Annotated in this window: 23 protein-coding genes, 1 tRNA gene and 1 pseudogene; 10 read left to right on the forward strand and 15 right to left on the reverse strand. The window is 73.8% G+C overall.

Features of this window, described 5'->3' with window-relative positions; all coding sequences use genetic code 11:
- Positions 1–12 precede the first annotated feature (12 nt).
- The 5 genes from LO772_RS18620 to upp form a co-directional block, all read right to left on the reverse strand.
- Positions 13–948: an RNA polymerase sigma factor SigF gene (locus tag LO772_RS18620; RefSeq protein WP_443089460.1), complete on the reverse strand. Its 936-nt coding sequence runs from the start codon at positions 946–948 to the stop codon at positions 13–15.
- 364 nt (positions 949–1312) lie between these two features.
- Positions 1313–1606, reverse strand: a complete 294-nt coding sequence (locus LO772_RS18625; protein WP_231773154.1) for a Dabb family protein — start codon at positions 1604–1606, stop codon at positions 1313–1315.
- A gap of 3 nt (positions 1607–1609) precedes the next feature.
- On the reverse strand, positions 1610–2116 hold the full coding sequence (locus LO772_RS18630; RefSeq protein ID WP_231773155.1) for a PH domain-containing protein: 507 nt from the start codon (positions 2114–2116) through the stop codon (positions 1610–1612).
- Positions 2117–2175: 59 nt separating this feature from the next.
- Positions 2176–2454, reverse strand: a complete 279-nt coding sequence (locus tag LO772_RS18635) for a hypothetical protein (RefSeq protein WP_231773156.1) — start codon at positions 2452–2454, stop codon at positions 2176–2178.
- A 278-nt stretch (positions 2455–2732) separates the two neighbouring features.
- Positions 2733–3371 carry a uracil phosphoribosyltransferase gene (upp, locus tag LO772_RS18640; protein WP_231773157.1) on the reverse strand — a complete coding sequence of 213 codons (639 nt, stop codon included), beginning with the start codon at positions 3369–3371 and terminating at the stop codon, positions 2733–2735.
- A gap of 977 nt (positions 3372–4348) precedes the next feature.
- On the opposite strand from upp, the gene LO772_RS18645 reads away from it, so the two are divergent.
- The 4 genes from LO772_RS18645 (at position 4349) to LO772_RS18660 (ending at position 5823) form a co-directional block, all read left to right on the forward strand.
- Positions 4349–4522 (forward strand): hypothetical protein, encoded by a 174-nt coding sequence (locus tag LO772_RS18645; RefSeq protein WP_231773158.1) that lies wholly within the window; start codon positions 4349–4351, stop codon positions 4520–4522.
- 236 nt (positions 4523–4758) lie between these two features.
- A complete protein-coding gene (locus LO772_RS18650) occupies positions 4759–5205 on the forward strand; it encodes a tRNA adenosine deaminase-associated protein (protein WP_231773159.1) in 447 nt (148 codons plus the stop codon).
- Between the two features lie 65 nt (positions 5206–5270).
- On the forward strand, positions 5271–5726 hold the full coding sequence (tadA, locus tag LO772_RS18655; RefSeq protein ID WP_231773160.1) for a tRNA adenosine(34) deaminase TadA: 456 nt from the start codon (positions 5271–5273) through the stop codon (positions 5724–5726).
- Positions 5727–5736: 10 nt separating this feature from the next.
- A tRNA-Ser gene (locus LO772_RS18660) sits at positions 5737–5823 on the forward strand.
- An 86-nt stretch (positions 5824–5909) separates the two neighbouring features.
- Here LO772_RS18660 and LO772_RS18665 read toward each other — a convergent pair.
- Both LO772_RS18665 and LO772_RS18670 read right to left on the reverse strand, forming a co-directional pair.
- On the reverse strand, positions 5910–6560 hold the full coding sequence (locus tag LO772_RS18665; RefSeq protein WP_231773161.1) for a LytR C-terminal domain-containing protein: 651 nt from the start codon (positions 6558–6560) through the stop codon (positions 5910–5912).
- A 248-nt stretch (positions 6561–6808) separates the two neighbouring features.
- Complete coding sequence (locus LO772_RS18670) at positions 6809–7105, reverse strand: type II toxin-antitoxin system VapB family antitoxin (protein ID WP_020556786.1); 297 nt, start codon at positions 7103–7105, stop codon at positions 6809–6811.
- Between the two features lie 259 nt (positions 7106–7364).
- Between LO772_RS18670 and LO772_RS18675 the strand changes: the two genes are divergently transcribed.
- Positions 7365–9314: a hypothetical protein gene (locus LO772_RS18675; protein WP_231773162.1), complete on the forward strand. Its 1950-nt coding sequence runs from the start codon at positions 7365–7367 to the stop codon at positions 9312–9314.
- Positions 9315–9394: 80 nt separating this feature from the next.
- On the opposite strand, the gene LO772_RS18680 is transcribed toward LO772_RS18675, so the two are convergent.
- The 6 genes from LO772_RS18680 to LO772_RS18705 form a co-directional block, all read right to left on the reverse strand.
- Positions 9395–11260 carry an AAA family ATPase gene (locus LO772_RS18680; protein ID WP_231773163.1) on the reverse strand — a complete coding sequence of 622 codons (1866 nt, stop codon included), beginning with the start codon at positions 11258–11260 and terminating at the stop codon, positions 9395–9397.
- 125 nt (positions 11261–11385) lie between these two features.
- On the reverse strand, positions 11386–12834 hold the full coding sequence (locus LO772_RS18685; RefSeq protein WP_231773164.1) for a DUF2201 family putative metallopeptidase: 1449 nt from the start codon (positions 12832–12834) through the stop codon (positions 11386–11388).
- A 97-nt stretch (positions 12835–12931) separates the two neighbouring features.
- Positions 12932–15415 (reverse strand): hypothetical protein, encoded by a 2484-nt coding sequence (locus LO772_RS18690; RefSeq protein ID WP_231773165.1) that lies wholly within the window; start codon positions 15413–15415, stop codon positions 12932–12934.
- Complete coding sequence (locus LO772_RS18695; RefSeq protein ID WP_231773166.1) at positions 15412–17265, reverse strand: hypothetical protein; 1854 nt, start codon at positions 17263–17265, stop codon at positions 15412–15414. The genes LO772_RS18690 and LO772_RS18695 overlap by 4 nt, the downstream gene beginning before the upstream one ends.
- Positions 17262–19973, reverse strand: a complete 2712-nt coding sequence (locus LO772_RS18700) for a hypothetical protein (RefSeq protein ID WP_231773167.1) — start codon at positions 19971–19973, stop codon at positions 17262–17264. The genes LO772_RS18695 and LO772_RS18700 overlap by 4 nt, the downstream gene beginning before the upstream one ends.
- Positions 19974–20294: 321 nt before the next feature.
- A complete protein-coding gene (locus LO772_RS18705; protein WP_231773168.1) occupies positions 20295–21473 on the reverse strand; it encodes an FAD-dependent monooxygenase in 1179 nt (392 codons plus the stop codon).
- Between the two features lie 117 nt (positions 21474–21590).
- On the opposite strand from LO772_RS18705, the gene LO772_RS18710 reads away from it, so the two are divergent.
- Complete coding sequence (locus LO772_RS18710) at positions 21591–22214, forward strand: TetR/AcrR family transcriptional regulator (RefSeq protein ID WP_231773169.1); 624 nt, start codon at positions 21591–21593, stop codon at positions 22212–22214.
- Between the two features lie 16 nt (positions 22215–22230).
- Here LO772_RS18710 and LO772_RS18715 read toward each other — a convergent pair whose 3' ends face one another.
- Complete coding sequence (locus LO772_RS18715) at positions 22231–22551, reverse strand: hypothetical protein (RefSeq protein ID WP_231773170.1); 321 nt, start codon at positions 22549–22551, stop codon at positions 22231–22233.
- Positions 22552–22701: 150 nt separating this feature from the next.
- On the opposite strand from LO772_RS18715, the gene LO772_RS18720 reads away from it, so the two are divergent.
- Complete coding sequence (locus LO772_RS18720) at positions 22702–23106, forward strand: cupin domain-containing protein (RefSeq protein WP_231773171.1); 405 nt, start codon at positions 22702–22704, stop codon at positions 23104–23106.
- 23 nt (positions 23107–23129) lie between these two features.
- On the opposite strand, the pseudogene LO772_RS36090 reads toward LO772_RS18720, so the two are convergent.
- Positions 23130–23273, reverse strand: a pseudogene (locus LO772_RS36090) (sensor histidine kinase KdpD); the annotation flags it as partial.
- Between the two features lie 499 nt (positions 23274–23772).
- On the opposite strand from LO772_RS36090, the gene LO772_RS18730 reads away from it, so the two are divergent.
- The 3 genes from LO772_RS18730 (at position 23773) to LO772_RS18745 (ending at position 26271) form a co-directional block, all read left to right on the forward strand.
- Positions 23773–24171 (forward strand): RidA family protein, encoded by a 399-nt coding sequence (locus LO772_RS18730; RefSeq protein ID WP_231773172.1) that lies wholly within the window; start codon positions 23773–23775, stop codon positions 24169–24171.
- Positions 24172–24679: 508 nt separating this feature from the next.
- Complete coding sequence (locus tag LO772_RS18740) at positions 24680–25084, forward strand: SgcJ/EcaC family oxidoreductase (protein WP_231779621.1); 405 nt, start codon at positions 24680–24682, stop codon at positions 25082–25084.
- A gap of 365 nt (positions 25085–25449) precedes the next feature.
- Entirely contained in the window at positions 25450–26271 is an 822-nt protein-coding gene (locus tag LO772_RS18745; RefSeq protein ID WP_231773173.1) for a hypothetical protein, read from the forward strand.
- The last annotated feature ends 1 nt before the right edge of the window (position 26272 follow it).

A 26272-nucleotide genomic window follows, 5' to 3' on the forward strand; every position in this document is an offset into this window, starting at 1 on the left:
GACGGGGACCGGTCAGGCCGACAGGTCCGCGCGCAGTCGGGCCAGTGCCCGGGCCAGCAGGCGGGACACGTGCATCTGCGAGATGCCGAGCCGTTCGCCGATCTGAGACTGCGTCATGTTGCCGAAGAACCGCAGCATGATGATCTGCCGGTCGCGCGGTGGCATACGGGCCAGCAGCGGGCGCAGCGCCTCGCGGTATTCGACGCCGTCGAGGGCTTCGTCCTCCTGGCCGAGGCGGGCAATGAGCGCGTTGTCGCGGTCGTCGTCGAGGTCGTGGGCGTCGAGTGAGGCGGGCGAGTAGGCGTTCGCGGCCTCCATGCCCTCCAGGATCTCCTCGACGGACATGCCCAGGTGGTCGGCGAGTTCGACGACCGTCGGCGCGCGGTCGTGTTTGTGCGAGAACTCCTCGGTGGCCTCGGCGAGTGCGAGGCGCAGCTCCTGGAGGCGGCGGGGGACGCGGACGCTCCACGAGGTGTCGCGGAAGAACCGCTTGATCTCGCCGATGATGGTCGGCACGGCGTAGGTCGGGAACTCGACGCCGCGGTGCGGGTCGAAGCGGTCGATGGCCTTGATGAGGCCGATCGTGCCGACCTGGAGGACGTCTTCGTATTGGTCGGTGCGGCTGCGGAAGCGGTTGGCCGCGAACCGGACCAGGGGGAGGTTGAGTTCGACGAGGGTGCCGCGCACGTACGCGTGCTCGGGCGAGCCCTCCTCGACCTCGGTGAGCCGCAGCAGGAGGGTGCGGGACAGGGCGCGGGTGTCGAGGCCCGCTGTCGCGGCGGCGGTGCCGCCGGCGGAGTCGGTGGTCGCCGAGCCGGCCGGTGCCGCGGGCGTTGCGTCGGTGGTGCGAGGTGCCGGGATTCCGGCCGGGATCGCGCCCGGGGCGCCGTCGGCCGTTTCGGCCGACGGGGAACCCCCGGACGTCTCGCCGGCGCGGGCCGGAGGCACGGTAACAGTCGGGGTCGCGGGATCCACCTTGGTGACATCCGCCGCGGACGCGTCGCGAAGCAGCACGGGACAGCCCACCTCCTGATCGGAGCCGAACCTGGCCGACCGCCCGCTGGATTCCGGGCAGCCGTCGTTCGCTACCCACATACCGGCGCGGGCGGCTCCCAAACCCCTTGCGACATCACGGATTTGTCAGGTGAACCGCATCAACTCGGGCGCAGCCGCCGGGGCAACAGGTGATGAAGCGGGCAAAACCCGTGGCGGAACGGCCCGGAAAAGTTTGCAAGTTACCGACGGGTCGGGGTGATATCCCTGATGTTACCCGCGAGTTGAGCGATTCAGGCGTGCCGGGCGCGTGTTGGGGTCAGCTCTCCAGGTCGGCGATGACCCAGGTGGCGAACTCGCGCCACCGGGCGGCGGCGGCCTGGTGGTCGGGGTGCGACAGGTAGCGGGCGAGCGCGTCGGTGTCCTCGACGTCGCAGGCGATCGCGTAGTCGTACGCGATGTCGCGCACGGTGATGTTCCAGCCGCACTGCCAGCTCTTGAGCTCCGGGATGACGGGGCCGAGCGCCGCGAAGGCCTCGGCCGCCGCGACCACGCGGGGTTCGTCGCGCCCGACGCCTTCGTTGAGCTTGAACAGCACCAGGTGACGGATCATCGCTCATTCCTCGGCTTCGAACAGGAGGTCGCACATCCGGACGTAGATCGTATCCGGCCACGGAACATACTCCACCTCCTTGAGGGCGTCCTCGGTGACGTCGGATTCCAGGATGAGGGTGCCGTGGCCGAGTATTCGCCCCCCGAGCGAGCGCTGGAATTTCAGCTCGGTCACCTTGGCCAGCGACAGCATGAGCACGCGCCGGGTCAGCACGCCGGTGGTCACCATGACGCGCCGGTCGGTGACGAAGAGGTAGTCGTGCCGCCAAACGAGGACGTGCCAGGCGCCCCACAGCGTCGCGGCGACCAGGACCGGCCACAGCAGGAGGTGGACGACGACGTGTTCCGCCGGGAAGTACAGGGCCATCGCGATGACGAGGGCCGCCGCGCCGACCGCGGCGGACAGCGGGCGGATGAGCACCGACCAGTGCCTGCGGACCGCGACGAGGCATTTCTCGCCGGGGAGCAGGTAGCGCCGCACGGTCTTCGGTTTTATCGAGGGGTCGAGCATCGGCGGCGTCGGTTTCGCGGCGTGGTTTCGTGGGCTTGAGTTGGGGTTTGTCGGAATTGTCAGCCCGCAAGATCGGCGATCTCATTGCCGACCCATTTACAGGACGACGAGATCGCGGAAAACCACTGGGCGATGAGGTCGGACGCCTTGTCCGGGGTGGCGATGATCGTATAGACGACGAAGGTTATGAGCAGCACGCCGACAATCTTCTTGGCCTGCACCTGCATCGCCCCGCCTCCCCTGGGAACGCCGCCGAAAGCGCTCACCCTCATTGATACCGGTCCCCGCGGATTGCGGCGAGCGTCCACGCCGTTTCGGCGCACCTGGGCCGAGGCCATGCGATTGTTATGTCCGTTAATGCGGCGAATATCACGGAAAATACATGCGGGAATGAGCCCGGAAAACGCAAGAAGAGGGAGCGGCCCGCGGGGGATCGGTCGCTCCCTCTTCCCCAAAGGGGACCCGTCCGGCGCGACGGTGGGTCGAAAACCGTCGCAGACATCGGTCCGGAGTCCCGGGGTGCCGGCGGAGCTCCTGCCCAGCCCCGGGCACTCCCTCCAGCATGCGCCGAGGCGCGCGTCCGCGCATCCCGCGCGCTCCCCCGGACGGCGTACGGTCAGGCCGTCCCGTACAACCGGTCGCCCGCGTCGCCGAGTCCCGGGACGATGTAGCCGCGCTCGTTCAGCCGCTCGTCGACCGACGCGGTGACCACGGAGACGGGGACGGGCGCGTCGTCGAACGCCCGTCGCATCGCGTCGACGCCCTCCGGCGCGGCGAGCAGGCACAGCGCGGTGACGTCCCGCGCGCCGCGCTCGATCAGCAGCCGCACGGCGGTGACGAGAGTGCCGCCGGTGGCCAGCATCGGGTCGAGGACGAACGCCTGCCGCCCGGCGAGGCCCTCCGGCATGCGCGTGGCATACGTCGACGGCTGCAGCGTGCCCTCGTCGCGGATCATGCCGAGGAACCCGACCTCGGCGGTCGGCAGCAGCCGCACCATGCCGTCCAGCATCCCCAGGCCGGCCCGGAGGATCGGCACCACGAGGGGCCGGGGGTACGAGAGCTTCACCCCCGTTGTCGCGGCCACGGGCGTCCGCAGGCCGACGGGGTCCACGCGCACGTCGCGGGTCGCCTCGTACGCGAGCAGCGTGACGAGTTCGTCGGCCAGGCGCCGGAACGTCGGCGAGTCCGTGCGCTCGTCGCGCAGCGCGGTCAGCTTGTGGGCGACGAGGGGGTGATCGACGACGTGAATCCGCATGACGAGACAGTAGCCGCCGCCCGAAAGCCGCCCCAACCGCCCTACGGTGGCGTAAAACCCGCTGAGTGGGCACGTTTAAAGGAGCCGGATCGACCAGAGCGCGACCGCGAGGGGACCCCATGGGGCAGAAGCCGAGGCGCAGCGACGCGACCGATGAGCAGCGGTGCGCGCCGCACCGCGGCTCCGGTGCGCCCGATCCCCCGGCGGCGGCGAGGCCGGCCCGTGCGATATCCGGCGGCCGGTCCGCGGGCCGCGGGAGCGGTTCCGAGCCACGACCGCGCACGAGCCCGCGGACGGCACGGGACGGCCGCCCGGAGTCGGCGGCTCCGGAGCGTACGCGGGAGGGCGCACGGAAGGCACCGCGCACGGCGCCGAAAGGCCCGTCCGAGGGCGCGTCGCCATCCGCCGAGGGGGCGGTTTCGGAGGGCGCCTCGAAACCCGTCGCGAAGCCCGTCGCGAAGCCCGTCGCGAAGTCGGCTCCGGAGGGCTCGGCGAAACCGGCCGCGAAACCGGCAGCGAAACGCCCGGCGAAGCGGGCGGCGAAAAAGCCGTCCGAACGGGCGGCGAAGCAGCCGGGGCAGGCGGCCCCACAGGCGTCGAAGACGGCGGGGAAGACCGCACGGGCGCGCGGGCGCACGTCCGCGCGTACGTCGGGCACCGGCGCGTCCGCACCGGCCGCGCGTCGGCCCAAACGGCAGTCCGCGGCACGGTCGACGGGCCCTGAGGGAGCCTCGGCCACCGCGGCGCTCCCGCCACCGGGCGCTCCCGGGGCCGCGGCACCCGGCCGGGCCACGCCGCCGGCCGCGGGGACAGGCACGCCGCCGACCGGGGAATCCGGCACCGCGTCGGGCCTCGCCGAGCCGTCCCGGCCGCGGGGAGCCCCCGATCTCCCGGGCCTGCCGCCCGCCGTCCCCACCGGCGCGCCGGAGGAGGGGCCCGAGCCGTCCGGTCCGCTGTTCTCCGGCGTCGAGTCCGCCGTGCGCGCGCCCGAGGCCCGTCCGAAGGAGACCGACGCCGAACGCCGCCGTCGTCGTGCGCTGTTCCTGCGCGAGCTGGCGGAGGCGCACGAGCTGCGCGAGCGCATCCAGCCGCGTCGCACGCGTACCGCCCGGTTGCGCCAGATGATGCGCATGCGCACCTTCCGCTACTGACCGCCCCCGTGCGAACGGTGGCGACGCACATGTCCCGGCGCCGCAATCCACGCGGTGGCACCCTCGTTTCTGCCACGATGCGTGAGGGAAGCACATCCGTGGTTCCGGGCCCGCTGGTCCCGGCGCACGAGCCGGGGACGGTGGGGATACGACCACACGGCAGGGCGCGCGGACCAAGAACCTGGGCCGCGCCGAGTCTGACGACCTGGGAGAGTCAGGTGGCGTACTTCGCCGCAGTGCTTGTGCGCACTGAGCATCAATGGGAGGCGCAAGAGGTCGACCTCGACGATGTCGACGACCTCGAAGGGATCGCCGATCTCGCGCGCGCCTCGTCGGTCGACGAGGAACCGGTCGTGTTGCTCCTGGAACAGGAGGACACCTGGTTCGCCGTCATCCGCGTGGACGGTGAGGACGATCCACGCATCTACGTCTCCGACACCGCCGCGGTCGCCCGCAGCGCGTACGGCGACACCCTGCTGACCGCCGACGTGCTGGGCCACGACCCGGACGACGACGAGGAGGCGCCCCCCACCGGCCCGGCCGGCGACGAAGCCGTGCTGGCGGACTTCGGCGTCGACCCCGAAGAACTCGGCGACCTCGTCGGCGGGCGGCTGCCCGCCGACGCGCTGATCGTCATCGCCGAACGGCTCGGCTGCGCGGACGAGCTGGAGACCGTGCGTTGACGGTGCCGCCGACACGTCCGGACCGGGACCGCCGCGGCCCGGTCCGGACGAGGTACGAACCCTGGATGCGCCTCGCCCTCGACGAGGCGCGTCTCGCCCCGGCCACCGGCGACGTGCCGATCGGCTGCGTCGTCCTCGACCGCGGCGGCGCGGTCGTGGGCCGGGGCCGCAACGAGCGCGAGGCGTACGGCGACCCCACGGCGCACGCCGAGGTGGTCGCCCTGCGCGACGCGGCCCGGGCGGTCGGCGCGTGGCGGCTGTCCGGCTGCACCCTGGTGGTCACGCTGGAGCCCTGCGCGATGTGTGCGGGCGCCATCGTCCTGTCCCGCGTCGACCGCGTCGTCTTCGGCGCCTGGGACGAGAAGGCCGGCGCGGCCGGCTCGCTGTGGGACATCCTGCGCGACCGTCGCCTCAACCACCGCCCCGAGGTGCTGTCGGGTGTCCTGGAGGACGAGTGCGGCGCGGTCCTGCGGGACTTCTTCCGTGAAACCGATTTCAAGGCACAGGGCGGCGTCGGGTAGGCTCTCCCTCGGTAGCGTGTCCGAGCGGCCTAAGGAGCACGCCTCGAAAGCGTGTGAGGGGGCAACTCCTCCGTGGGTTCAAATCCCACCGCTACCGCTCTGAAGCAGGAAGTACGAGGGCCCCGACCGGATTCCGGTCGGGGCCCTCGGCGTTCGTTGTGCGGGGGTGTGCGGGGGCCGGGGTCAGCAGCCCGCGGGGGCGGCGGGGTTCGCGGGGCCGGGGGTCGCCGGGGCCAGGGCGGCGGTCGCGGCCTCGGGGGCGGCGAGGGCCTGGAAGGCCTCGCCGAGGACGAGGTCGACGGTCGCGTCGGTGCGGGCGTCCTCGCGGGTCGTGAAGCCCGTCGCGTGGGCGCCCACGACGAGCGACGGCGTCTTGCCGGGGACGCCCGTGCGCAGTTCGCCGGGGCCGGGCATGCTCGGTGCGTCGCGGCCCCGGAGCGGGTCGTTGGCGACGGTGCCCACGAGGAAGCCCCGCGCCTTGAGTTCGTCGGCGACGCTCTTGGCCAGACCGGTGCGGTCGGTGGAGTTGTAGACGTTGATCGTGATGGTGTTGGCGGGCGGCAGGTCCGGGGGGAGGGTGTTCTGCGCGACGGCCTGGGTGCCGGGTGCCGCGGCGCCGGAGGGGGTGGGCGTGCAACTCGGCGCGGTGGCGGCGGTCTTCGCGTCGTCCTGCGAGTAGTGGTGGAACGCCCACGCGCCGGTGCCGAGCACGGCGACCGCGACCAGGCAGGCGACGACGATCGGCCACTTGCGGCGACGGTGGGTCATCCGCGGGTACAGCTTGCCGGTGATCTTGTACTGACCCCGCATGCCACGGGGAGTGAGCATGCTCATAGACGCCCCCATCCTCCTCGCACCCTCGGCCGTTTGGTCAGGGCAAGCGCACTGGAACCCGGCGTTGGCCCCGGTGCGGTGCAGCCGAGACTAATGCCGACCTGCGCGAGTCCGCGCGGGGACGCGACGCGCGCGACCGGGTTCCGTTAGGCCGTCCGGGCGAGCCCCGACGGGTGATGGCGCGCCGGTCCCGGCGCGCCCGGCCGTGCCCTCCCGGGGCCGGTCGGTCCGGTCGGGCCCGGCCCGGTTCAGCCCAGTTCGAGCACGCGGGCATGCAGGACTTGGCGCTGTTGCAGGGCCGCCCGTACCGCGCGGTGCAGGCCGTCCTCCAGATAGAGGTCGCCTTGCCACTTGACGACGTGGGCGAAGAGATCGCCGTAGAACGTCGAGTCCTCGGCCAGGAGAGTGTCCAGGTCGAGCTGCCGTTTGGTCGTGATGAGCTGGTCCAGACGCACCGGCCGCGGGGCGATGTCGGCCCACTGGCGGGCACCCGACCTCCCGTGGTCCGGGTACGGCTTGCCGTCACCGATCCGCTTGAAGATCACAGGGGCCACCCTACCGGGGCGCGGGTGCCGACGGTCCCCAGCATGGCGTACTCGTTGTGCCAATCCGGGTGTGGGGCGGATCGGACGGGCCCCGGACGCGGGGGTGACGCGGTTCGGCCGAAGGGGCTAAAAGGATGTTTGCCGATAAATAGTGCGAATGGCTGGCGGTGGAGGTCGGCCCCGGGGGTCCGGGGTGCCCGCGCCCGGGGCCGGCGCGCCCCATAATCTGGCCCCGATTCGGCGCCCGATCGGGGGAGACATGAGCACCGCACCGCCCGCCCCGTTTTTGCAGCTGCTCCTCGCGACGTCGGCGGAACACGACCCCGACGCGGCGGCGCGCGTGGTCGCGCGGGTGGCCGCCGCGCTGCCGCCCGGCGAGCTCGACGCGGTGCTGCGGCGCTCGGTCGCGCTGCCCGACGCGTTCGTGGCGTCGATCGCGGACCACGGCGACGACGCGCGGCGGGCGGCGCTCGCCAGGAACCTCTGCCTGACACCGGATCAGCTGATCGCGCTGATCGCGGCGGGCGGACAGCCGGTGGTGCGCGCGGTGTTCTCGCCGCCCGCCGACGAGACCACGAGCCGCGTGTGGGCGCCGCCGTCCGCCCGGGACGACACCGGCGAGGGCGCGGAGGCGCCCGGCGCGGACGCGGTGCGGGCCGCGGACGAGGCACCCGCGACGGTCGACCCGGCGACGGCCGCCGCGATCCTGCGGGACGCCGAGTGTCCGCCGGACCGCGCGCTCGGCCTGCTGCGGGCGCACCCGCTGCTCGCCTACACGGCCCGGGTGCCGACGGTCGACCCCGCACTCCCGTGGACCGCGAAGCGGGCGCAAAAGCTGTCGGCGCTGCCGTCGCGCCTGGACGAGCCGTGGGAATCGGTGACGGCGCTGGAAGCCGAGGCCGCGACCGCGCTGGGCCGCGGCGCGGTCACCCCGCAGGACCTGTGCGGCCGTGTGCGGCCCGCGCTGGTCGCGGTGCAGACGCTCGCCCGGCTGGTGCGCTCGCGCGTGCCCGGCTTTCCCGACCGGGACGCGGCGGACGCGCTGCTGCGCCCGCTGCTCGCGCGGACCGTCGGCGCCGATCCGGGCGCGTGGGCGCGGCTCGCGGCGAGCCTGGGGGCCGCGGCGACTCCGCTGACCGCCTTGCTCGACGGCATCGCCGACATGCGCGGGGACGCCCCCGCGGCACCGGGGCCGCGTATCGAGCCGCCGGGCAAGGCGCGTCCGGCGCTGCTGTTCCTGATCCGGCGCCTGCCCGCGGCCGACATCCGGACGCTGCTCCCGCATCTCGACGCGCGGACGAAGGACGACCTGATCCAGGGGGACGCGCCGATACCCGCCGATCTGCTGGAACTCGCGCACGACACCGGGGACCGCGTCCTGCTCGGCAAGGTCGCCGCGCACCAGCACCTGCGGGACGAACAGGCGCAGCGCGTCCGGACGTACGACGACATCGAGCTGGACCGGCGGCTCGTGTGGAACCGGGCGGGCCTGACCGCGGCGCTGCGCGGCGAGATCCTGGCGGGCATCCGGCCGGGCGGCGGGCCGAGGCGGGGCGTGGACGAGGAGATGCGCCGCCGTGTGGTCGAGAGCCCGGACCACCTGGAGCCGAAGACCCTGGCGCTGTGCGGCGATCCGATGCTGGTCTGCCTGGCCCTGGCCAAGCGCCCCCGGCTGCGGCGGATCGACCTGATCGATGTCGTGCTGAGCCTGTGGGAACGCGTCGGACCGGAGGCCGCCGCGGGTGTGGTCACCTCGGTGCCCGACGCCTTTCCCGCGCAGGTGCGCAAGGTGGTGGACGCGGCTCTCGCGGCCGGGTCCACGGCGGGGCTCACGGCGTCGCGGGCGCGCTGGGACCGCGGCGGCGGGAAGAAGGAGTCGGACGAGCCGGCACCGGAATGGTCGGTGGAACCGGCGCGGCGGCTGCGCGAGTACGGGCTGACGGTGGGGACGGACGCGTGGTACCGGTCGCTGCCGGCGCGGGACATCGTGCGGTGGGGGCGACCGGCCGTGCGGGCCCTCGACGCGCTGCCGGTGCTGTGCGCGGACGGCCGGGCCCGGGATGTGCGCGCCGCCCTCGCCGGGCAGGTGCGCGACGTGCTGGGGAGCGAACCGGACGCGTGGGCGGTGTTCGTGCAGCTCCTGCCCGAGTTCGTCGGCACGCTGCCGGAACTCGCGGAACTGTGCGCGGCGGCGGCCCATCCCGCGTGACCGGGGCCGCGCCCGTCGGACGGGGCGCGGCCCGGGCCGTCGCGGGGTCACCGCGTCATGGGGTCACCGGGTCGGCCGGGTCACCGGCGGGGCATCTTGGCGAACGCGTCGATCCAGAACCGCTGTTTGTCGGCCGATTGCCCGACCAGGTAGCTCGACCGCAGTTTCGCGGGCAGGCACGCCAGCAGCCGGGCGACCGTGTCGATGTGCTCGCGCAGCTGCGACAGCTCGGCGTTGGCGAGGACCTGGTGCACGACGTCGGTGTCGTTGGTGCCCTCGCCCGAGACCTCGTTGCCGGCCCGGAGCTTCCGCTCCCACACCTCCAGGTTGGCGGCCAGGTCGCCGAGGCCGGTGCGCGGCTTGTCGGCGAGGCGCGCTTCGAGGGCGCCGAGCGGCACGGGGGCGTACTCGCCGTCACCGAGGTAGACCTTGGCCATCTCCAGGTTCATGCCGCGTCGGTGGAGCTTGATCAGCCGCTCCAGGGTGCGCTTGGTGATCCACTCGCGGCCCTCGTCGTCGATGTCGGACTTCCACCACTCCAGGACCGTCTCGGCGATCGGGCCGTACGTCGCGATCAGCCACTCGTTGGCCGGGATGTCCTCCGGCTGGATCTGCAGCGACGCGGTGAACCGGGTGGCCTGCGCGATGTTGTTCCGGGCGACGAGCATCTTGCGGCCGAGGTGGTACGGCGGGTTCTGCAGGGCTATCTGGGCCCGCAGGCCGGGGATCCGGCGCCCGGCGATCGACCACTCCTGGGTGATCTCCATGAGCTTCGCGAACGCGGACTTGTCCTTGGGGCGGTTGTATTCGTCCCACACGATGACCTTGTCGCCGGGGGCGGTGAACCGGGCCGCGAGCAGGTTGTCCAGCGAGCCGTCGACGGTCGGCACGGGCGCGCACAGGTCTTCCACGTTGGTGACGGGCAGCGAGAAGTAGAGCGGGTCGTGGCCCAGCTCCTCGCGGATCACCTCGCGGACGACCTCGGTCTTGCCGCATCCGGGCGGGCCCTGGATGAGGACCGCCCAGCGGCGGGCCACCGCCTCGCGGACCACGCGCCGCACCGCGTCGGGGGTGTGCTCCGGGTTGCGGATGCCGAGGGCCGACGCGATGCGGTCCAGGGTCTCGTCGGTGCGGTCGGCGCCGGTCGAGCCGTCCTTCAACGCCTCGACCAGGCGCAGGCGTTCGCCGTTGAGGAGCGGCAGGCCCCACTGCAGGGGGAAGCCCGCGAGCGCGCAGTCGAGGATGTGTTCGAGCGTGCGGGGCGACAGAAGCTGGCGCAGTGTCGGCGACAGTGCCGTCCAGATCTTGAAGACGCCGGACAGGTCGGTGTGGGGGAAGCGCTCGGCGAGCTTGATGCGCCACGACGTGTCGGTGGCGGTGATCTTGACGGTCACCATGCGGTCGAGGATCGCCAGGTCGCTGCGCCGCGTCGCGGTCTCGGTGAGGGATTCGTTGTCGGTGAGGAAGACGCCGATGCAGCCGAGTTCGCGCAGGTCGTACTCGCCGAGCGTCCAGTTGCAGGCGACCTGCATCAGTTGCGACTGGATCGTCTCGCCGGCCTGGAGCGCGTCGTCGATGAGGAGCACGAACTTCGTACCGGGCCGCAGCTGGCGCATGATCAGCTGACGGAGCACCAGCTCGTCGGTGCGCGGGTCGCGTACGGGGGTGTTGACGAGCAGGTCGTCCGGGGTGAGGTTCGCGGCGGGGACGAACACCAGGGCGGTGTCCGGGTATTTCTCCGGGATGTGGGTGAAGAACGTCGCGGTCTTGCCGATGCCGTGCTCGCCGAAGATCTGCCCGGTCTGGCCGAGGTCGATCATCGCGTCGATGAACTCTTCGAGCTTGGACGCCCCCTTCCAGCCCTTCGGGGGCTCGGGGAAGGTGGTGGTGGCTTTCCAGCGCGGGGTCCGGCCCCCGGTCCGCGGGGTGTCGGCGGTGATGGTCATCTGATTCCTTCGTGGCGCAGGGCGACGAGCCGCGGGTGCCGTCGGGGCGGTTCGCGCTTGCCGTGATCCGCAGGGGTCGGGTCAGGTGGGGACCGTGTCGGGGGCGGTGGGGCCGGCGGCGCGGTTCAGTGGTCGCCGGTGGTCACGCGGTGGCACGCCATCGGCGGGTTGTGGCTCTCGGGCCACTCGTCGCCGCCTTCGGTGATGAGCCAGATCCACTTGTCGGGTTCGGCGGGCGTGATGTGCGGGGCGTAGCCGTCGGTGAGCATCAGGACGGCGTCGGCGGTCTCCTCGAAGCGCCGGCCGTCGACCGAGAGGCGCCCTTCGACGTAGTCGGCGACCTGTTGGAAGTCGGTGCCTCCGCCGCCGTAGACGCGCTCGCCCGGTTTGAACGGCATGAGCGCGCCGTCGAAGCTCAGCCAGTGCGCTTCGACGCCGTCGGTGTGGCCGACCAGTTCGGTCAGCCAGTCGACGACGTGGCCGGGCATCGAGCCGGAGGTGTCGTACGCGACGACGACCACCTTGGTGCGCTCCTGGCCGCGCCGGGCGAGCATCGGGTCGTGGCCGAGCGTGGCGAGCAGCGCGCCGCGCTTCTTGGGGTAGACCAGCCGCTCGCCGTCGCGGAGCTTCGAGGCCAGGACGTCGATCAGCCATTGCTGCCACCAGTCGACGCGGCGTGTCTTCTGCGTCTCGCCGCGCAGGAACCCGGCGCCCAGGTCGCCCCACAGCTTGGACACGTTGTCGGTCGCGCCGTCGGTGCGCTTGAGCAGTTCGAGCAGTTCCTCGCGGGCGAGGCGCATGCCGCGCCGTGCGGAGAGCAGGACGCCGCGCAGGACTTCGGACGAGATCCGCGCGACGGTCTCGGGGTCGAGCCCGTCGTCTTCGCCGGTGCCGTCGCCCAGAACCAGGTGCACGCACAGCGGAGGCGGCACGGGCGGGTCCTTCATGCGCTTCAGCTCGGCGTAGACCAGCGCGTCGGTTTCGACGAACTCGTCGTACGGCAGCGGGACCAGGCCCTGCGCGGTGAGGTCGTCGACGTATTGCCGGTGGACCTTGCGGGGGTCGACGCCGGTGGGCTCGTCGACCTCTTCGCCGGTCTCCGGGTCGGTACGCCGGATCGTGGGCAGCTCGGTGCGGCCCAGACGGCGCATCGCGACGTGGTTGATCGTCACCTCGCCCGCGAGGGTGAACACCGGGTCGGCGCGCAGCTCGGGGTCGGCGAACAGGTGCCGCTGGATGAGGTGGCGCGCCTCGTGGAACAGCACGAACTTGACGCCGTCCAGGCCGAGGGAGACGAAGAAGTCCGGGTTGTAGAGGAGCAGGCAGGTGCCGTCTCCGGAGGCCATGACCGCGGCGGTGTCGACGGCCGTGGTGGGGATCTGGTGGTGGCACTTGGTGTAGAGCCACGAGGCGATCACGCTGGCCTGCATGCCGAAGTCGAGCAGCGCGTCTTCCTTCAGCTTGCGGGCCTGCGCGACGACCGCCTCGTCGGCGGGCTGCCAGGCTTCCAGGGCGCGGCGGTCCGTGAGCTGGACGACCAGGGGTTTCGGGCTCGTCGTCTGGCCGTAGGCCATGGCGATCACCTCCTTTCGTACGCGTTTTCGGCGGTGGATCGATGGTTCCAGCCGGGGCTGACACCCGTCCAAGCAATTGACGTGTGAGCGGTGCTGTTCAGTTTCCGATCGGGAGGTTCCCCGCGGGTTTCGGGTGTGTACCCGCTGTGGGGAGGTCGGCGGGCAGGGCCGCCGCGGCGGCGGTGGCGAGGAGTTCGGGAAGCGTGCCGTCGAACTCGGGTACCAGCGCGGCGGCGACGGCCCACATGTCGGCCGCGTGGGCGACCCGGAGGGCGGGGTCGGCGGCGATGGCCGCGCGGATCGGGGCGAGTTCGCCGGGCAGGGCCGACAGCAGGCCGAGAACGGCGTGCGCCGGGCGGCCGAGGGCGTAGAGGTCGTCGGGGGTGAGCGTCCCGGCGCGCAGGCAGGACACCGACCATGTGAGGGCTGGTTGCAGGGGGCCGTTCGCCGACCACTCCGGAACGACCGGTTGCCGGGCGAGTGCCGCCAGGGCGAGTGCGCGCGACCGGGGCGCGAGGGCGAGGGGGACGGCGGTGTTGCCGCGGTCGCGCTCCAGCAGCGTCAACGCCACCGCCTCCGGGCAGTCGGGACGCTCCGCGAGCAGATCGCGGGCGCGCTCGGTCAGTTCGCCCGCGGCGAGCAGCGCCGATACGGCGTCCCACGGCGGGGGTTCGTCGCGTTCCAGCTGGCCCCGGATCGCGTCGAGGGAGCCGTGGCGCAGGTCGTGCAGGCATTGGGCGCGGTCGAGGGCGCGCAGTTGGAGGCGGAGGGCGCGCAGGCGTTCGGGCGGTACGGCGGCGGGCGTGTGCGTTGTCTCGGCCGCGCCGGTGCCGGCGGGGGTCGCGGCGTCGGTGGGGTGGACGCCGAGGGCGGTGCGGATGCGGGTGGCGAGGAGCGGGTCCAGGGGGCCGTGCCGTCCGGCCAGTTCGGCGAGTGCGTCGGCGCGGCCGAGCGCGGCCAGGCGACGGCAGCCGGTGATCTGGTGCGCGGTGGTCAGCGCCGGCTGCGGGTGGCGCAGCGCCGCGACGATCAGCTCGGCGTCCCCGGTGTGCACGGCGTGGCGGACCACGTCGGCGCGGCGGTTGGCGCGCACGCCGCCGCGCAGCGCCGCCCGCGTCTCGGGGTGCAAGGGGACCGGCGACGTGCGGTCGGGGCCGTGCGGGATGCCCGCCGCGACGGCGTACCACGTGCGCGACGGCACGTCGGCCCGGCGCAGCAGCGCGGCGTTGAGCGCCGGGTCGTCGCGGATGAGCAGGCGCGTCCGGGTCGCGTCGTGGTGGGCGTGGTGGGTGAGGAACACGTCGGCCGACTCGGGTGACGCGTGGTCGAGGAACGCGTCGACCAGGGCGTCCGGGAGTGGCTTGCCGGTGTCGTAGTGGGCGAGTTCGCCGAGGTCGTGCGGGTGGAGGGCGCCGAGGATGCCGGGCAGGGCGGCGGGCTCGGCGCAGCGCAGGAGGTGGGTGAACGGCGACCACGACACCTGCTGTTCGTGCGGCCACGGCCGTCGGCGGTACTCCGGTTCGGGGCCGGTGAGTGCGGCGGCGCACAGTGCGGGCAGCGTGCCGGGGAAGTCGCTCGCGGACAGGTGTGCGAGAACGGCGCGCCAGGGGCGGGGCCGGGAGCCGAGGGTGCGGCGTACCAACGTGGTGAGTTCGTCGCGGAGTGCGGTGGCGACGGGGGGTTCGGGGTTGTGGTCGGCGTCGCGTTCGAGGGATTCGAGGGCGCGCAACACGTGTGCGGCGTACGGCGCGTGGTGGATGACGTCGGACGGGCGGAACGCTCCTCGGGCGAGGCCGGCGGCGAGCACGCTGCCGGTGGAGTCGTCGGACGCGTCGTCGGTCTCGGCGTTGTCGGGGCTGTCGGTGCGCAGGAGCGCGAGGGCGACCGCGCGCGGGCATTCGGGGGTTTCGAGCAGGACCCGGCGCGACGGGTTGTCCAGCGGCGATCGGTTGTGGAGGACGACCAGCCCCGCCCAGTCGGCGTCGCTCCACGCGCCGAGGTCGAACAGCGCGCGGCGACCGCGCAGCAGGCCGCGCGCCTTCGGGGACCGGCGGGCGGTGCCGTGGAACCAGTCGTACAGCGCCTGCGGTGTGTTCGCGGGCCTGCGGTTGCGGGGGCCGGTCACGTGGGCGCGGGCGTGTGCGGCCAGTGCGGGGTGGGGGCAGTCGAGGGCCGGCCCGAGGAGCCGCCGGGAGGAGGTGCCGAGCAGGAGTGCGCGCAGCGTGTCGGGCAGTGGGTGGGTGGCGAGCAGGCGGCGGCGCAGGGCGTCGGTGGCGTGGCGGTTGCGGTAGAGGGGGGTGTGGAGGGCGGGGTCGCCGGTGTCGGCGAGCCGCGTCAGGGCGTCCGGGCCGATGTGCGGGTTGTCGGCGAGTGCGAGGAGTTCGTCCGGCGAGGCGTACGCGAAGGCCCAGGCGAGCAGGGCCTCCGGGAGGCGGCGGGTGCCGAGCAGGTCGCGGCGGATGGGGGTGGGCAGGCGGGCGAGTGCGGCGGCGAGGGCCGGGTCGGCGGGTCCGGCGGCGTCGGTGCCGGAGGCGGCGGGGTGGGCCGCGTCGAGGAGGGTGGCGAGGGCGTGGGGTGTCATGCGGTCACCGCCGCGACGGTGGTGAGCAATTCGGGCAGTGTGCCGACGAAGTCGGGGAGCAGGTGGGCGGCGACCGTCCACGCCTCGGGATCGGTGCGGAGGGTGCGGGCGGTGAGGACGGTGATGTGCGCCTCGGCTCGCGCGTGCTGGTCGGGGAGGACCGCGCGCACGGTGTCGAGGAGGTCGAAGAGGTGCCGTGCGCTGTGGCCGAGTTCGACGACCTCGCGGATGTCGACCAGGCCTCGCGTGAGGGCTTCGAGGCACCACGAGTTGGCGGTGCCGTAGCCGATGTATTCGGGTGGCGGCAGCGGGTGGTGGGTGAGGGCGGTCAGCGCGTACGCGCGTGACCGGCCTCCGAGTTCGTGGGGGTGCCCGGCGCGGCAGGCCGACAGGCCGATGGGGGCCGGGCAGTGCGGGGCGCGGGCGAGGCGGAGCAGCGCGTGTCTCGGCAGCGGGTCGCGTGTGTGGGCGGCGACCGCCGCGGGCCAGAAGCCGGGCGGGTAGGACGGGGCCGCGAGGTCGGGTTCGCGCCGGATCTCCTCGATCAGTGCCTCGGGGGCTTCGTGGCGGGCGAGGGCCTCGCGCAGCACGGCGGCCCCGTCGCGGCCGGAGTCGTGGGCGCCGAGGGCGTCGCGGCGCACGGCCTCCACCGCGTCGTCGAGCCCTTCGGCGGTGTCGGGGTGGCGCACGCCGGCCGGGCCCTGGGTCTCCCAGAGGCCGAGGAGGCCGTGCAGGCAGCGCGCGGTGCCGAGGGTGCGGCGCAGGGTGGTGAAGGCGGTGCGGATCAGCTGCGGGTAGTGGCCGTGGACGGCGCCGGCGAGGCGCGACGGGGGCAGGTGCCCGAGCATCAGCTCGCGCCGGGTGGCCGGGGTCAGCGGCACGGTGCGCGGCGCGTCCCGCCGGGCGGTGCGGAAGACGGCGTCGGCGGTCTCGGGGTCGTCGTGGTGGCGGATCAGGGCGCTGTTGACCTGCGAATCGTTCAGGCGGAGCAGGGCGGCGAAGTGGGCGGGCGTGGTGTCGATCTGCCGCACGAGCGCCCCGGTCAGGTCGGGGACGCGCCGGAGTGCGGGGATGACGACGGACGCGGGCAGCCTCGGAGTTTCGGTGAACGCGCTGATGGTGGACGGCGGGAGCCCCGCGATCACCCTGGCCGCGGTCTTCCCCGAGGTGCGTGACAGCGGGCCGACGGGATTCGCGAAGTCCCAGTGCGGGGGACGCGCGCCGGAGTCGGGCGGCGGCCGGTCGGCCCGCCCGGCCAGCGCGCACAGCTCGGGGTAGGTCCCGCGGTGGTGGGGGCCGTGGGTGAGCAGCCACGTCCAGGCGTCGAGGTCGTCGCCGGGCAGGAGCGCGGCGGCGTCGTCGAGGACGCGGCGGATCGGGGCGAGCCACCCGTCGTGGCGCGTCGCGTACTTCTCCAGCACCCGCATCGCGGACCAGCCGGGCTTGGCGTCGTAGAGCACCTGACGGGGGGTCACCGCACCGGACGCGAGGGCGTGGGTGAGGGTGACGGTGGCGAGCCCGCGCCTGCTGGTCGAGTGGGCGACGACGAGGCGCAGCGCGGCCCAGGGCGGGCAGTCGTCGCGCGCGACCAGGCCCGCCCCGATGGCGTCCGGCAGTGGTGCGCGGCGGTGTTCGCGCACGATCAGGTCCCAGTCGGCGACCGCGACGCCGTCGAGCACATAGCGGGGGTCTTTGCCGCGGCCGGAGCGGAGCCGCGCGATGACGTCGGAGGCGTCGACCGGGACGGGCGGGTCGGGCGCCGGTGGAGGGGCAATGCCCAGGCGTTCGGCGGCGGCCTTCCGCACGGGCGGCGGGGCGTGGCGCAGGAGCGGGTGGTTCATCGCGGTCACGCCGCCGCCCGGGCGGTCGCCACGACCTCGGCGAGGGTGGCCGGGGTGCGCTGGCGGACGAGGTGGGCGAGCACCACCCAGGCGTCGACGGCGTCGCCGAGCTCGTCGTTGAGTATGCGGGCCACGGCCCGGGCCACGGGGACGTATTCGCCGGATACGTCGATCACCGAGGCGGCGTCGCCGGTCGCCACGAACTCCGCGACGGTGAGCGCACCGGTGTCGAGGGCGTGCGGGGCCTCGGCCCAGAGCACGGGGGTCGGCGCCGGGGCGTGGGCGGGATCGCGGTCGGGCGTGTTTCTGGGGCTTTCGGCGGGGTGCCCCGCGGGACTGTACGCCGGGTTCTGTCGCGTTCCGTGTGCGGTCGCACCGGTCGAGGGCGTCGTGGCCGACGGCGGCGCCGCGGTCGGTGGCCCGGCGGGTCGCGGGGCCGTGGGCCCGGTGCGCGTGTCGGGGCCCTCGGGACGGATGTGGGCGTCGAGGTGCGCGGCGTCGACGCCGGCGGCGTCGGCGGGAACGCCGTCGTCCGGCGGCTCCAGGAACGCCGCGGCGAGTGAACGGTGGCGGGCGATGTCGCGGCAGTCGACGGTGCCGCCGGAGCCGGTCCGCTGGTGCGCCGCCACCCGCAGGCGCGCCAACTCCACCGGGTGGTCCGGTCGTTCGGCCAGCGCGTTGTGGACGCTCTCGTCGATTTCGCCGGCGCGGGCGGCGTCCACGACCTGCGGCCAGCGCAGGCCGGGATCGGCCAGCGCGCCGTGGATGCCGTCGGCTTCGCGGCGATAGGGGAGGTAGCGGGTCTGGGTCAGGTGGTCGAGCCAGGTCTTGTCGTGGGCGAGCAGCAGGTCGCGCAGCCCGTCGGGTGAACCGCTCTCCCGGACCGCGGTGATCTCGGGGAGGTCCGGCAGACCGCGCAGGGCTTCGGGGCCGTGCAGCACGGCGATCCGGTGGGCCGCGCGCAACCTCGGGATCCGCTCGAACTCCCCCGTCCACGCGAACACGAGATGCCGCAGCAGCGCCGGGTCGCTCGAGGCGAGCAGCGGCCACAGCTCGACGGCGCGTTGTTCGGCGAGGAGTTCGGCGCGCAGGCCGGGGTCGATGCCGCCGTCGGCCGCGAGGACGGCCCGGCGCAGCGGCAGGGGGCAGCGCGGATTGCGGTAGACCGCGGCGGCGACCGCCGGGTCGCCGCCGCGCGCCAGGTGGTCGAGGAGGTCGACGCGGATGGCCGGGTTTCCCGCGAGGACCCGCCGGGCGACCGGGCCGCCGTGTGCGACGACGTACTCGGCGAGCGGTTGCGGCAGCTCCCGGCTGCCGGCGAGCGGGGCGAGCCGCGCGTCGTCGAGGAACTCCAGCGCGGGCAGCGTGCTTTCGGGCCCCGCGATGTCGATGAGCGCGGTGTAGGCCCACGCGGACTGTCGGCCGAGGGCCGGGAGGGCCGGGCCGGGGACGGAGTCGGGAGCGGGCGCCGCTCCGGATCCGGCACCCGCGATCAACTCGGCGGCGGTGCCGGTGAATCCGGGCAGCGCGGTGTACAACTCCCGCCACACGCCCGGGTCCTGCGCGCTTCGGGCCGACAGCAGGGCGCGTACCAGGCGGATCGCGGCGCCCTGGGTCGCCACGGCCCCCAGGCCCCCGTGCACGAGGGCGGTCAGCGCGATCCGGGCGGGCCGGATCTCGGTGACCAGGTGCTCGGGGCCGATCGTGCCGCTGTCGATGCCGCGCAGCAGCACCTTCTTGGTGAGTTGGTCCTCGCCCATCGCGTGGCAGACGGCCAGCACCTCGTGCCCGGGCCGTGCGACCGACTGCACCGCGCGGGGATGGGTGTGCAGCAGTGCCGCGCGCAACGCGGCGGGGCAGCGCGGGTGTTCGAGCAGTGCCACCGCGGCGCCCCACGGCAGCGGGTCGGCCGCGTGCCGCCGCTCCAGCTCGGCCCACGGCGGCTCCAGGACGCCGCGCACGGCGGCGCGCCCGTGGGCCGTCCGCCGCGCGTTCGCGAGCCGTGTGCACAGTGCTTCCGGGCCGTACTCCGCGTTCAGGAGCTCGTCGACCAGGGCGTACGTCCTGGCGCCGCGCAGCTCCTGCTCCAACTCGGGCGGGGAGTCGGGCGGCAGCTCGATCGGTGCGGTGTGGAACACCTGGCGCAGTTGGGCCCGGCGCCCTTGCCTCGCGAGGGTCGTGCAGGCCCGGATCCGCGCCTTCGGACCGCCGTGGGCACCGCCCGGGACCCCGCTGACGAGGGCGAGAAACACCAGCTCGGGGTCGACCGAGGACAGCGCGGCCTGCAGGTCGCCGCGCGCGCCCTGCGCGAGCACCGACTCGCGCAGCGCCGGGCTCAGCGGCACGGGGGTGTCGGCGACCTCCGGGTCGGGGACGGGGGCGAACCGGCGCTGCGACATCACCGCCTCCCGGAGCGCGGGCCACGAGGACCGCCGGAACAGCGACGCGTTGATCTCCGGGTCGTCGTGCTCCAGCAGACGCAGCAGCACGTCCACGTCGCCGGGGGGTTTGCCGTTTCCGTACCGTTGGTGCAGGCCGACGAAGATGTCGACGTCGCCGACCCGGAGCGCGTGCTCGACCACGGCCGGTGGCACGTGCTCGTGGCCGCGGCCGTGCGCGGCTCCGCGGACGGCGACGGGAACGCCGAGGCGCCCGAGGATTTCCGCGCCGAGCGACGGCCCGGCGTGCCACAGCAGACTCCTGATGGTGTTGGCCATCGGTTGCTCCCCTCCCGGCGCTCGCGCGCGGTGCAACTGATCGGTGTGCGGGTCTCGGCGCGTTCCCCGCCTGTCCGTGGGCTGCCGCCTTCGTCCTCGGCCGACAACATGGTCGTGTGGTCGGTGAGGGTTTCTCAGGGCTGTCGTGGGTTTTCGAGGACGCCGAGACGTGTCGTCGGTTCGTCATTCTGACCCGGCAACGTCCGTACCGGCAGCTGGGTTTCCACAGGACGGGAGGTGGCCGCGGGCCTGGGGAAAACGTTCGGGTGCGCGCACCCGGGTCGTGCTATTGGGCTCATCGGGACGCGGTCACCGCCGGTGTCAGGAGCGCGGCAGCGGGCGCCACGCCATGATGCCGTCGAGCGGCCTGAGGGCCGCGTCGGACCCGAGACGCGCCGACCAGCGCAGCAGCGTGTCCCGGAAGGCGACCGCCGGCCGGGACCGCCGGCGGCTCATCGCGCCCATGCGCCTCGACATGCGGACCACGGCCGACGTCCGCGCGAGCCGCAGGTCGGTGTACGCCGACAAGGCGCCGATGACGTCCGCCCCGTCGCGCGCGAGGACCGTGGCCAGCTCGACGGCGTCCTCCAGTGCCTGGTTGCCGCCCTGGCCGAGGTTGGGCGTCATGGCGTGGGCGGCGTCGCCGAGCAGCGCCACGCGGCCGACGTGCAGCGCGGGCGGCGGTGTGGCGGTCCAGTGCGCGTCGAGGTGCAGGACCGCCGCGGAGGGCACGGAGGCGATCAGCTCGGGGATCGGGTCGTGCCAGTCGCCGAAGAGGTCGAGCACGTCGGCGCGCGGGTCGGGGAGCCTCTGCCCGGCGGGCCGATCGGCGGTGGCGTACCAGTAGACGCGTCCGTCGGCGAGCGGCATGGCGCCGAAGATCCGGCCCCGGCCCCAGGTTTCGCCGATGGCGAGGGGCGACGCGGGCGGCGGGCAGATCGACCGCCAGGTCGTGAAGCCCGCGTAGCGCGGTTCCGGCTGATCGGGGAGGACCCGGCGGCGGACCGTCGACCGGATTCCGTCTCCGGCGACGACCAGGTCGGCGTCGAAGCGCTCACCCCGCTCGGTCGTGACCGTCGCGGGGCGGTCGGTGTCGCCGGGGTGGACGTCGACGACGGCCCCCGCGCGCAGGGCGCCGGCGGGCAGCGGGGCGACCAGGGCGTCCAGCACGGCCGCGCGCGTGGCCACCACCATGGGGTCGCCGAAGCGCGCGCGGAAGGCGTCCGGGCTGGTGGTGGCGAGGACCCGTCCGTCCGGTCGGCGCAGAGCCGCGGCGCCTTGGACAGCGGCGAGGCCGCGGACGCGGTCCCCCGCGCCGATGGTGTCCAGCGCCCGCAGTCCGTTGGGTGCGATGGCGATCCCGGCGCCCACGGGTTCGACGGGCAGCCGCCGTTCGAGCACGGTGACCTCCCAGCCGTCGCGGTGCAGCGCGCACGCCGCCGCGAGACCGCCGATTCCGGCGCCGACGACGACCGCGGTCCCGGGCGTTGCCGTGGGCATGTCCGCTCCCTCTGTCGCGATCTGCGGCGCTACAGGTGTAGAGCCGCATGTCTGGCACTCTACACCTGTAGTACGTACTGGCTCTACGCCTGTAGGGGTTCTGGTTAGGGTGGTCCCGTGACCATCGCCAAAGGCGCACGCCTCGAACTCATCGGCGAATCCGCCGTCCACCTGCTCGCCGAGCGCGGCATGCGCGGCCTGACGCACCGGGCGGTCGACGAGGCCGCGGGGCTGCCGCTCGGCTCGACGTCCTACTACGCGCGGACGCGTGCCGCGCTGCTCAACGTCGCGCTGGCCCGGATGACGAGCATGGAGGCGGGGGAGTTCGCCGAGGCCGCCGCGGCGGGGGCGACCGGCGACGAACCCCCGGGGCTGGCGGCGCTGCTGCCGACCGACGTCGACGGAGTCGTCGACCTGCTCACGGGCTTCGTCCGCGACGCGATCCGCGATGGCCGCGACCAGAAGATCGCCCGCTACGAACTCGCGCTGGAGGCGACCCGCCGCGCCGATCTGCGTGAGGCGTACGACGAGGCCGGGCGCGTCTTCCGCGAGGCCGCGGTGGCGCTCGTGGCCGCGCTGGGCGCGCGGGACCCGGTGCGCCAGGGCCGGGTCCTGGTCGCGTGGTGTGAGGGCGTGATGTTCGACTCGATCGCCGGGGCGGGCTGGTCGACGCCCCCGTCGCGCGAGGAAATCAGCATGGGGCTGCGGGAGTTGCTGGGCGGGATGCTGGCCTCGCCCTGAGGGCGGGGCGCGGGCGTCAGTCGGCCGCCGGGCTCCGGTCCGCGCGGTCCGCGAAGGCGTACGACGCGCCCGCCACCGCACCCGCGACCGCGAACACCGACGGCCACGCGCCGATCTTCCGCGCGAGCGGGTGGGACAGGCCGAACGCCGCGGTGTAGAGGCCGGTGAGCGCGGCGGCCGTCGGAGTGCCGGCGCGCTCGTTCCAGTCCCGTGCCGCGACGGCGCCGGCCGCGGCGAGCACGACGCCGCCGAGGGGGCGCTTCCCGGTGTAGCGGGCGACGGCGTAGCCGCCGACGAGACCTGTTGCGGCGACGGCGGCGCCGGGGATGCGAGCCATGGGACGCACGTCCTCCTCGTTCGGGATGCCACATCGGCGTTCCCCGCAACGTACCTCCCGCGGGTCGCGCACGGGGCGGCAGCCCCTTGACGCAATCGACAACCAGGTTGACCATATAGCCACCAAGGTTGTCTATTGAGGGAGTCCGCCATGCCCGGCGAGTCCACCGTGCCCGGTGCCGCGACCGTGATCCGCTCCGCCGAGGCGCGCCGCGTCGCCACCCCGAACGCCGCCATGACCACGCTCGTCTCCCCCACACACGGCGACAGCCCGCAGGCGCTGTGGCGCGTCGAGGCCGCCCCCGGCGCCACCGGGCCGACGCACACCAACGACCGGCCGCAGGTCTGGACGATCCTGACCGGCGCCGCGACCGTCGACATCGCCGGCGAGCAGACCGAACTCGCCGCCGGGGACACGGTCGTGATCCCCTCGGGCGTCTCCCGCCGGGTCCTCGCCGACACCGCCACCGGCTACACCGCGATCTGCATGGGCCCCGCCGACGCCCGCGTCACCGCCGGCGACCGCGGGCCGATCCCGCTGCCCTGGGCCGAATAAGGCCGCGCCGATCGAGCCGACCGAGCCGGCCGTACGACGTCGTCGGGAATGGTCTCGCGCTGCCGAACGCCGGTGATCCGCTCGATGACATCGTTGAGGGATTCGAGGTGCTGGATGTTGACGGTGGGCATGACGTCGATGCCCGCGTCGAGAAGTTCCTCGACGTCCCCTCACACGCACCGGGGTTCGCCGCCCGGGCGAGCCGCTGTCGGCCCGGACCACCCCTGTAGGCCCGGGCCGACGCGTCCGCGCGCCGCCTCGCGGCCATCCGGCGTCCCCGTGCGGTTGTGCCGGTCCGGCAACCACCGAGTCCGCACGCCGCCGTCGACGACAAACGCGCGCCGCCATTCTCACGTGTGCGGTCGACTTGTCGAACGCCCGGGCGCCACGCGCACACCCATGCGCCCTCCGGAACAGACGTCCCGCCGCCCCGAGTTCCCCGCGGCGCGAGGCCACGAGCCCTTCAAGGCCCGGGGGTTCGGCCGGAAACGGTACGCACCGAACGCCCGCGAGCCGCCCGTCCCCGCCGACGAGAGTGACCAGGCTCATACCCCTCTTTGTCACGTGCGACGCCGACCGCGTCGTTGTTCTCCGCACAGGGCGCCGGACCGAACGGCGCCGCCCCCGACCGCCGCACGGCGGACCACCCGGAACGGAGCAACGACCGTGGCACACCGTCTCGGCAACCCCGCGACCCTGCACGACCCCGTCGGCTACGGCTACAGCCACATCGCCGCCGCCCCCGCCGCCGACCTGGTGTTCGTCGCCGGACAGTACGCCTCCGACACCGAAGGCCACGTGGTGTCCGAGGACTTCGCCGCACAGGTCGAGCAGGCGTTCGCCAACGTCGGGCGCGCACTGGCCTCCGAAGGCCTCGGCTTCGCCGACGTCGCCGTCCTGCGCACGTACATCGTCGACCACGACGAGGCGAAGCTCGCCGCCCTGCTCACGGTGATCGCCCGGATCTGGGGTGAAACCCCGCCCGCCCAAACCCTGTTGGGCGTGGCCGCACTCGCCCTCCCCGACATGCTCTTCGAGGTGGACGCCGTCGCGGTCCGGCCCTGATCCGGGCCGAGACCGTCAGCCCGCGGGCGGAAGACGAACAGCGATGTGCCGGGACCCGGCCCGGGCGTGCGGGAACGCGCCGACCGGACAGCCGCGCGCCGTCGTGGAACGTGCCGGAAAGCACGGAGACCTCCTCCGGACCGGGCGCGCGCACGTCGCGGCTCGGCCAGGTGCCGCCCGGGCCCATCTCCGGCAGGCCGGCGTGAGGACCGCCCGGCCCCGTCCACGACGTGCGCGGCCGGACGCCCGGGAGCAGTTCGCGGGCCGGAACGTCGCCGCGCGCCCTGCTGGAGGGCACCGACCTGCCGGTCGAGGCGATCGCGACGCGTGTCGGCCTCGGCTCCGCGGTCAAGCGGCCAACCCGCGCCGCCGCTTCCCCGCTGAATTCGGCACTACCCCGGGCGCCTGCCGGCGGGCCTTCCGGGCCCCGAGCCGTGACGCGCGTGCGCGGCGACGGCCCGGCGACTGCCTTGACCTCAACCCGGCTTCACGTTGCAGCATCGTCCGCATGACCACGGACCCCACCGCGCACGCCGCGGACATCGCAGCCATCAGGCAGGTCGTCGCCACCGTCGAGCACTCCCAGCAGCACAAGGACCCCGACGAATTCCTCGCCCTTTTCCACCCCGACGCGGTCTGGACGACGGCCCACGGCAAGGTGCTGATCGGCCTTGAGGCGATCGCGGAGTTCACCCGGAAAGTGCTCCCCGCGGCCGATTGGGACGGCAGGGTCAGCTACGAGGTGGTCCACGTCCTCTTCCTCCGCCCGGACGTCGCCGCGGTCAAGGTGCGCCAGCGCTACCTCTCCCCGGGCGACGAAAGCGAGGGCGCTCCCCTCTACGTGATGACGAGGCAGCCCGACGGCCGCTGGCTCCTGACCGCATGCCAGAACACCGGCGTCGTCCCCGACTGACCCCCCGTCAACGCATCCCCCACCACCCGACCACGGCCCGCTTGTACCCGTACGGCATGGTCAGCCCTCGGCGCCGCGTTCGTCCGTCGCGAGGCGGGGTTTTGGCGGGGTGGATCGGGTGGTGGCCGAGGGGGCCGCCTCACGACGCCGGACGTCGGCGGGGTGGGCGGGTGTTGGTGTGGGCGGTCACCCTCTGGTGAACGTCTCAGGGCAGGGTCCCCTCGCCGGGGTGGCACACCTTATCCTCGCTGTGCAGCCGTTGAGAGGGTTCGGGCGACGCCGGACCGTCGCCTGTCGGCGGCAATCCGGTCATCCGGAAGCAGGGCGTCCGCGTGATCGACCGGACCTGATCCTCAGGAGCGTGCATGTCGATTCCGTACGGCGGTGGCTACCCGCCCGGCCCCCCGAACGTGCCCCCGAACGTGCCCGGTCCGCCCGGCGGAGGCTGGAACACCCCGCCGCCGGGCGGGCCGGTTCCGCCGAGCGGGCCGCTGCCTCCGGGGGGACCGCCGAGCGGGAGTTGGCCGCCGCACGGGTATCCGTACGGACCGCCCCCGCCGCCGGGCGGAGGGCGCCGCAACGCGATCATCGCGGCCGTGGTCGGCACGGTGGTGGTGATCGCGGGCGTCATCGTCGCGATCGTCCTCATCACCGGCGGCGACGACGACAAGGGCAACTCCGCCGACCCGAGCGACAGCGTCAGCGGCACCTCCACCGTGTCGCAGAGCGCCTCGGCGTCGACGAGTGCGTCCGCGAGTTCGTCGGCATCGGTGTCGCCGTCGGCGAGCCCGACCACGCGGCAGCCCACGACGTCGGCGCCGCCCGCCGGCACCACCGTGCTCGGCGACCTCCGCGAGGGCGACTGCATCGCGATGCCCGAGATGACGTTCGTCACCCGGCCGATCCCGCCCGTCCCGTGCGGCGGTTCGGAGGCCCACTGGAAGATCGTCGGCTTCTTCACCGACGCCGACGAGTCGGACTGCGAGGCGCTCGCGCCGGAACGCGGCTACGTGGGCCACCTCAAGGAGTTCAGCAGCGCCGGGCGCGTGGCGTGCCTCGGCTTCACCCGCAACACCACGCTGGACGACATGAAGGGCCTGGCCGGTGCGGCAGCCGCGAACATGACGCAGGCCGACTTCGACGCCATGAAGAAGAGCTACGAAGACCGCGGCTACAAGATCGAATAGC

It is taken from the genome of Yinghuangia sp. ASG 101 (assembly GCF_021165735.1).
Classification (GTDB): domain Bacteria; phylum Actinomycetota; class Actinomycetes; order Streptomycetales; family Streptomycetaceae; genus Yinghuangia.

What these genes read in the sequence shown, in the direction of transcription:
- LO772_RS18625 (WP_231773154.1), bottom strand. Translation starts at nt 1,606, where the DNA reads ATGATCCGTCACCTGGTGCTGTTCAAGCTCAACGAAGGCGTCGGGCGC.
- LO772_RS18630 (WP_231773155.1), bottom strand. Translation starts at nt 2,116, where the DNA reads ATGCTCGACCCCTCGATAAAACCGAAGACCGTGCGGCGCTACCTGCTC.
- LO772_RS18635 (WP_231773156.1), bottom strand. Translation starts at nt 2,454, where the DNA reads ATGGCCTCGGCCCAGGTGCGCCGAAACGGCGTGGACGCTCGCCGCAAT.
- upp (WP_231773157.1), bottom strand. Translation starts at nt 3,371, where the DNA reads ATGCGGATTCACGTCGTCGATCACCCCCTCGTCGCCCACAAGCTGACC.
- tadA (WP_231773160.1), top strand. Translation starts at nt 5,271, where the DNA reads ATGCGCCTCGCCCTCGACGAGGCGCGTCTCGCCCCGGCCACCGGCGAC.
- LO772_RS18665 (WP_231773161.1), bottom strand. Translation starts at nt 6,560, where the DNA reads ATGAGCATGCTCACTCCCCGTGGCATGCGGGGTCAGTACAAGATCACC.
- LO772_RS18675 (WP_231773162.1), top strand. Translation starts at nt 7,365, where the DNA reads ATGAGCACCGCACCGCCCGCCCCGTTTTTGCAGCTGCTCCTCGCGACG.
- LO772_RS18680 (WP_231773163.1), bottom strand. Translation starts at nt 11,260, where the DNA reads ATGACCATCACCGCCGACACCCCGCGGACCGGGGGCCGGACCCCGCGC.
- LO772_RS18685 (WP_231773164.1), bottom strand. Translation starts at nt 12,834, where the DNA reads ATGGCCTACGGCCAGACGACGAGCCCGAAACCCCTGGTCGTCCAGCTC.
- LO772_RS18690 (WP_231773165.1), bottom strand. Translation starts at nt 15,415, where the DNA reads ATGACACCCCACGCCCTCGCCACCCTCCTCGACGCGGCCCACCCCGCC.
- LO772_RS18700 (WP_231773167.1), bottom strand. Translation starts at nt 19,973, where the DNA reads ATGGCCAACACCATCAGGAGTCTGCTGTGGCACGCCGGGCCGTCGCTC.
- LO772_RS18705 (WP_231773168.1), bottom strand. Translation starts at nt 21,473, where the DNA reads ATGCCCACGGCAACGCCCGGGACCGCGGTCGTCGTCGGCGCCGGAATC.
- LO772_RS18715 (WP_231773170.1), bottom strand. Translation starts at nt 22,551, where the DNA reads ATGGCTCGCATCCCCGGCGCCGCCGTCGCCGCAACAGGTCTCGTCGGC.
- LO772_RS18720 (WP_231773171.1), top strand. Translation starts at nt 22,702, where the DNA reads ATGCCCGGCGAGTCCACCGTGCCCGGTGCCGCGACCGTGATCCGCTCC.
- LO772_RS18740 (WP_231779621.1), top strand. Translation starts at nt 24,680, where the DNA reads ATGACCACGGACCCCACCGCGCACGCCGCGGACATCGCAGCCATCAGG.
- LO772_RS18745 (WP_231773173.1), top strand. Translation starts at nt 25,450, where the DNA reads ATGTCGATTCCGTACGGCGGTGGCTACCCGCCCGGCCCCCCGAACGTG.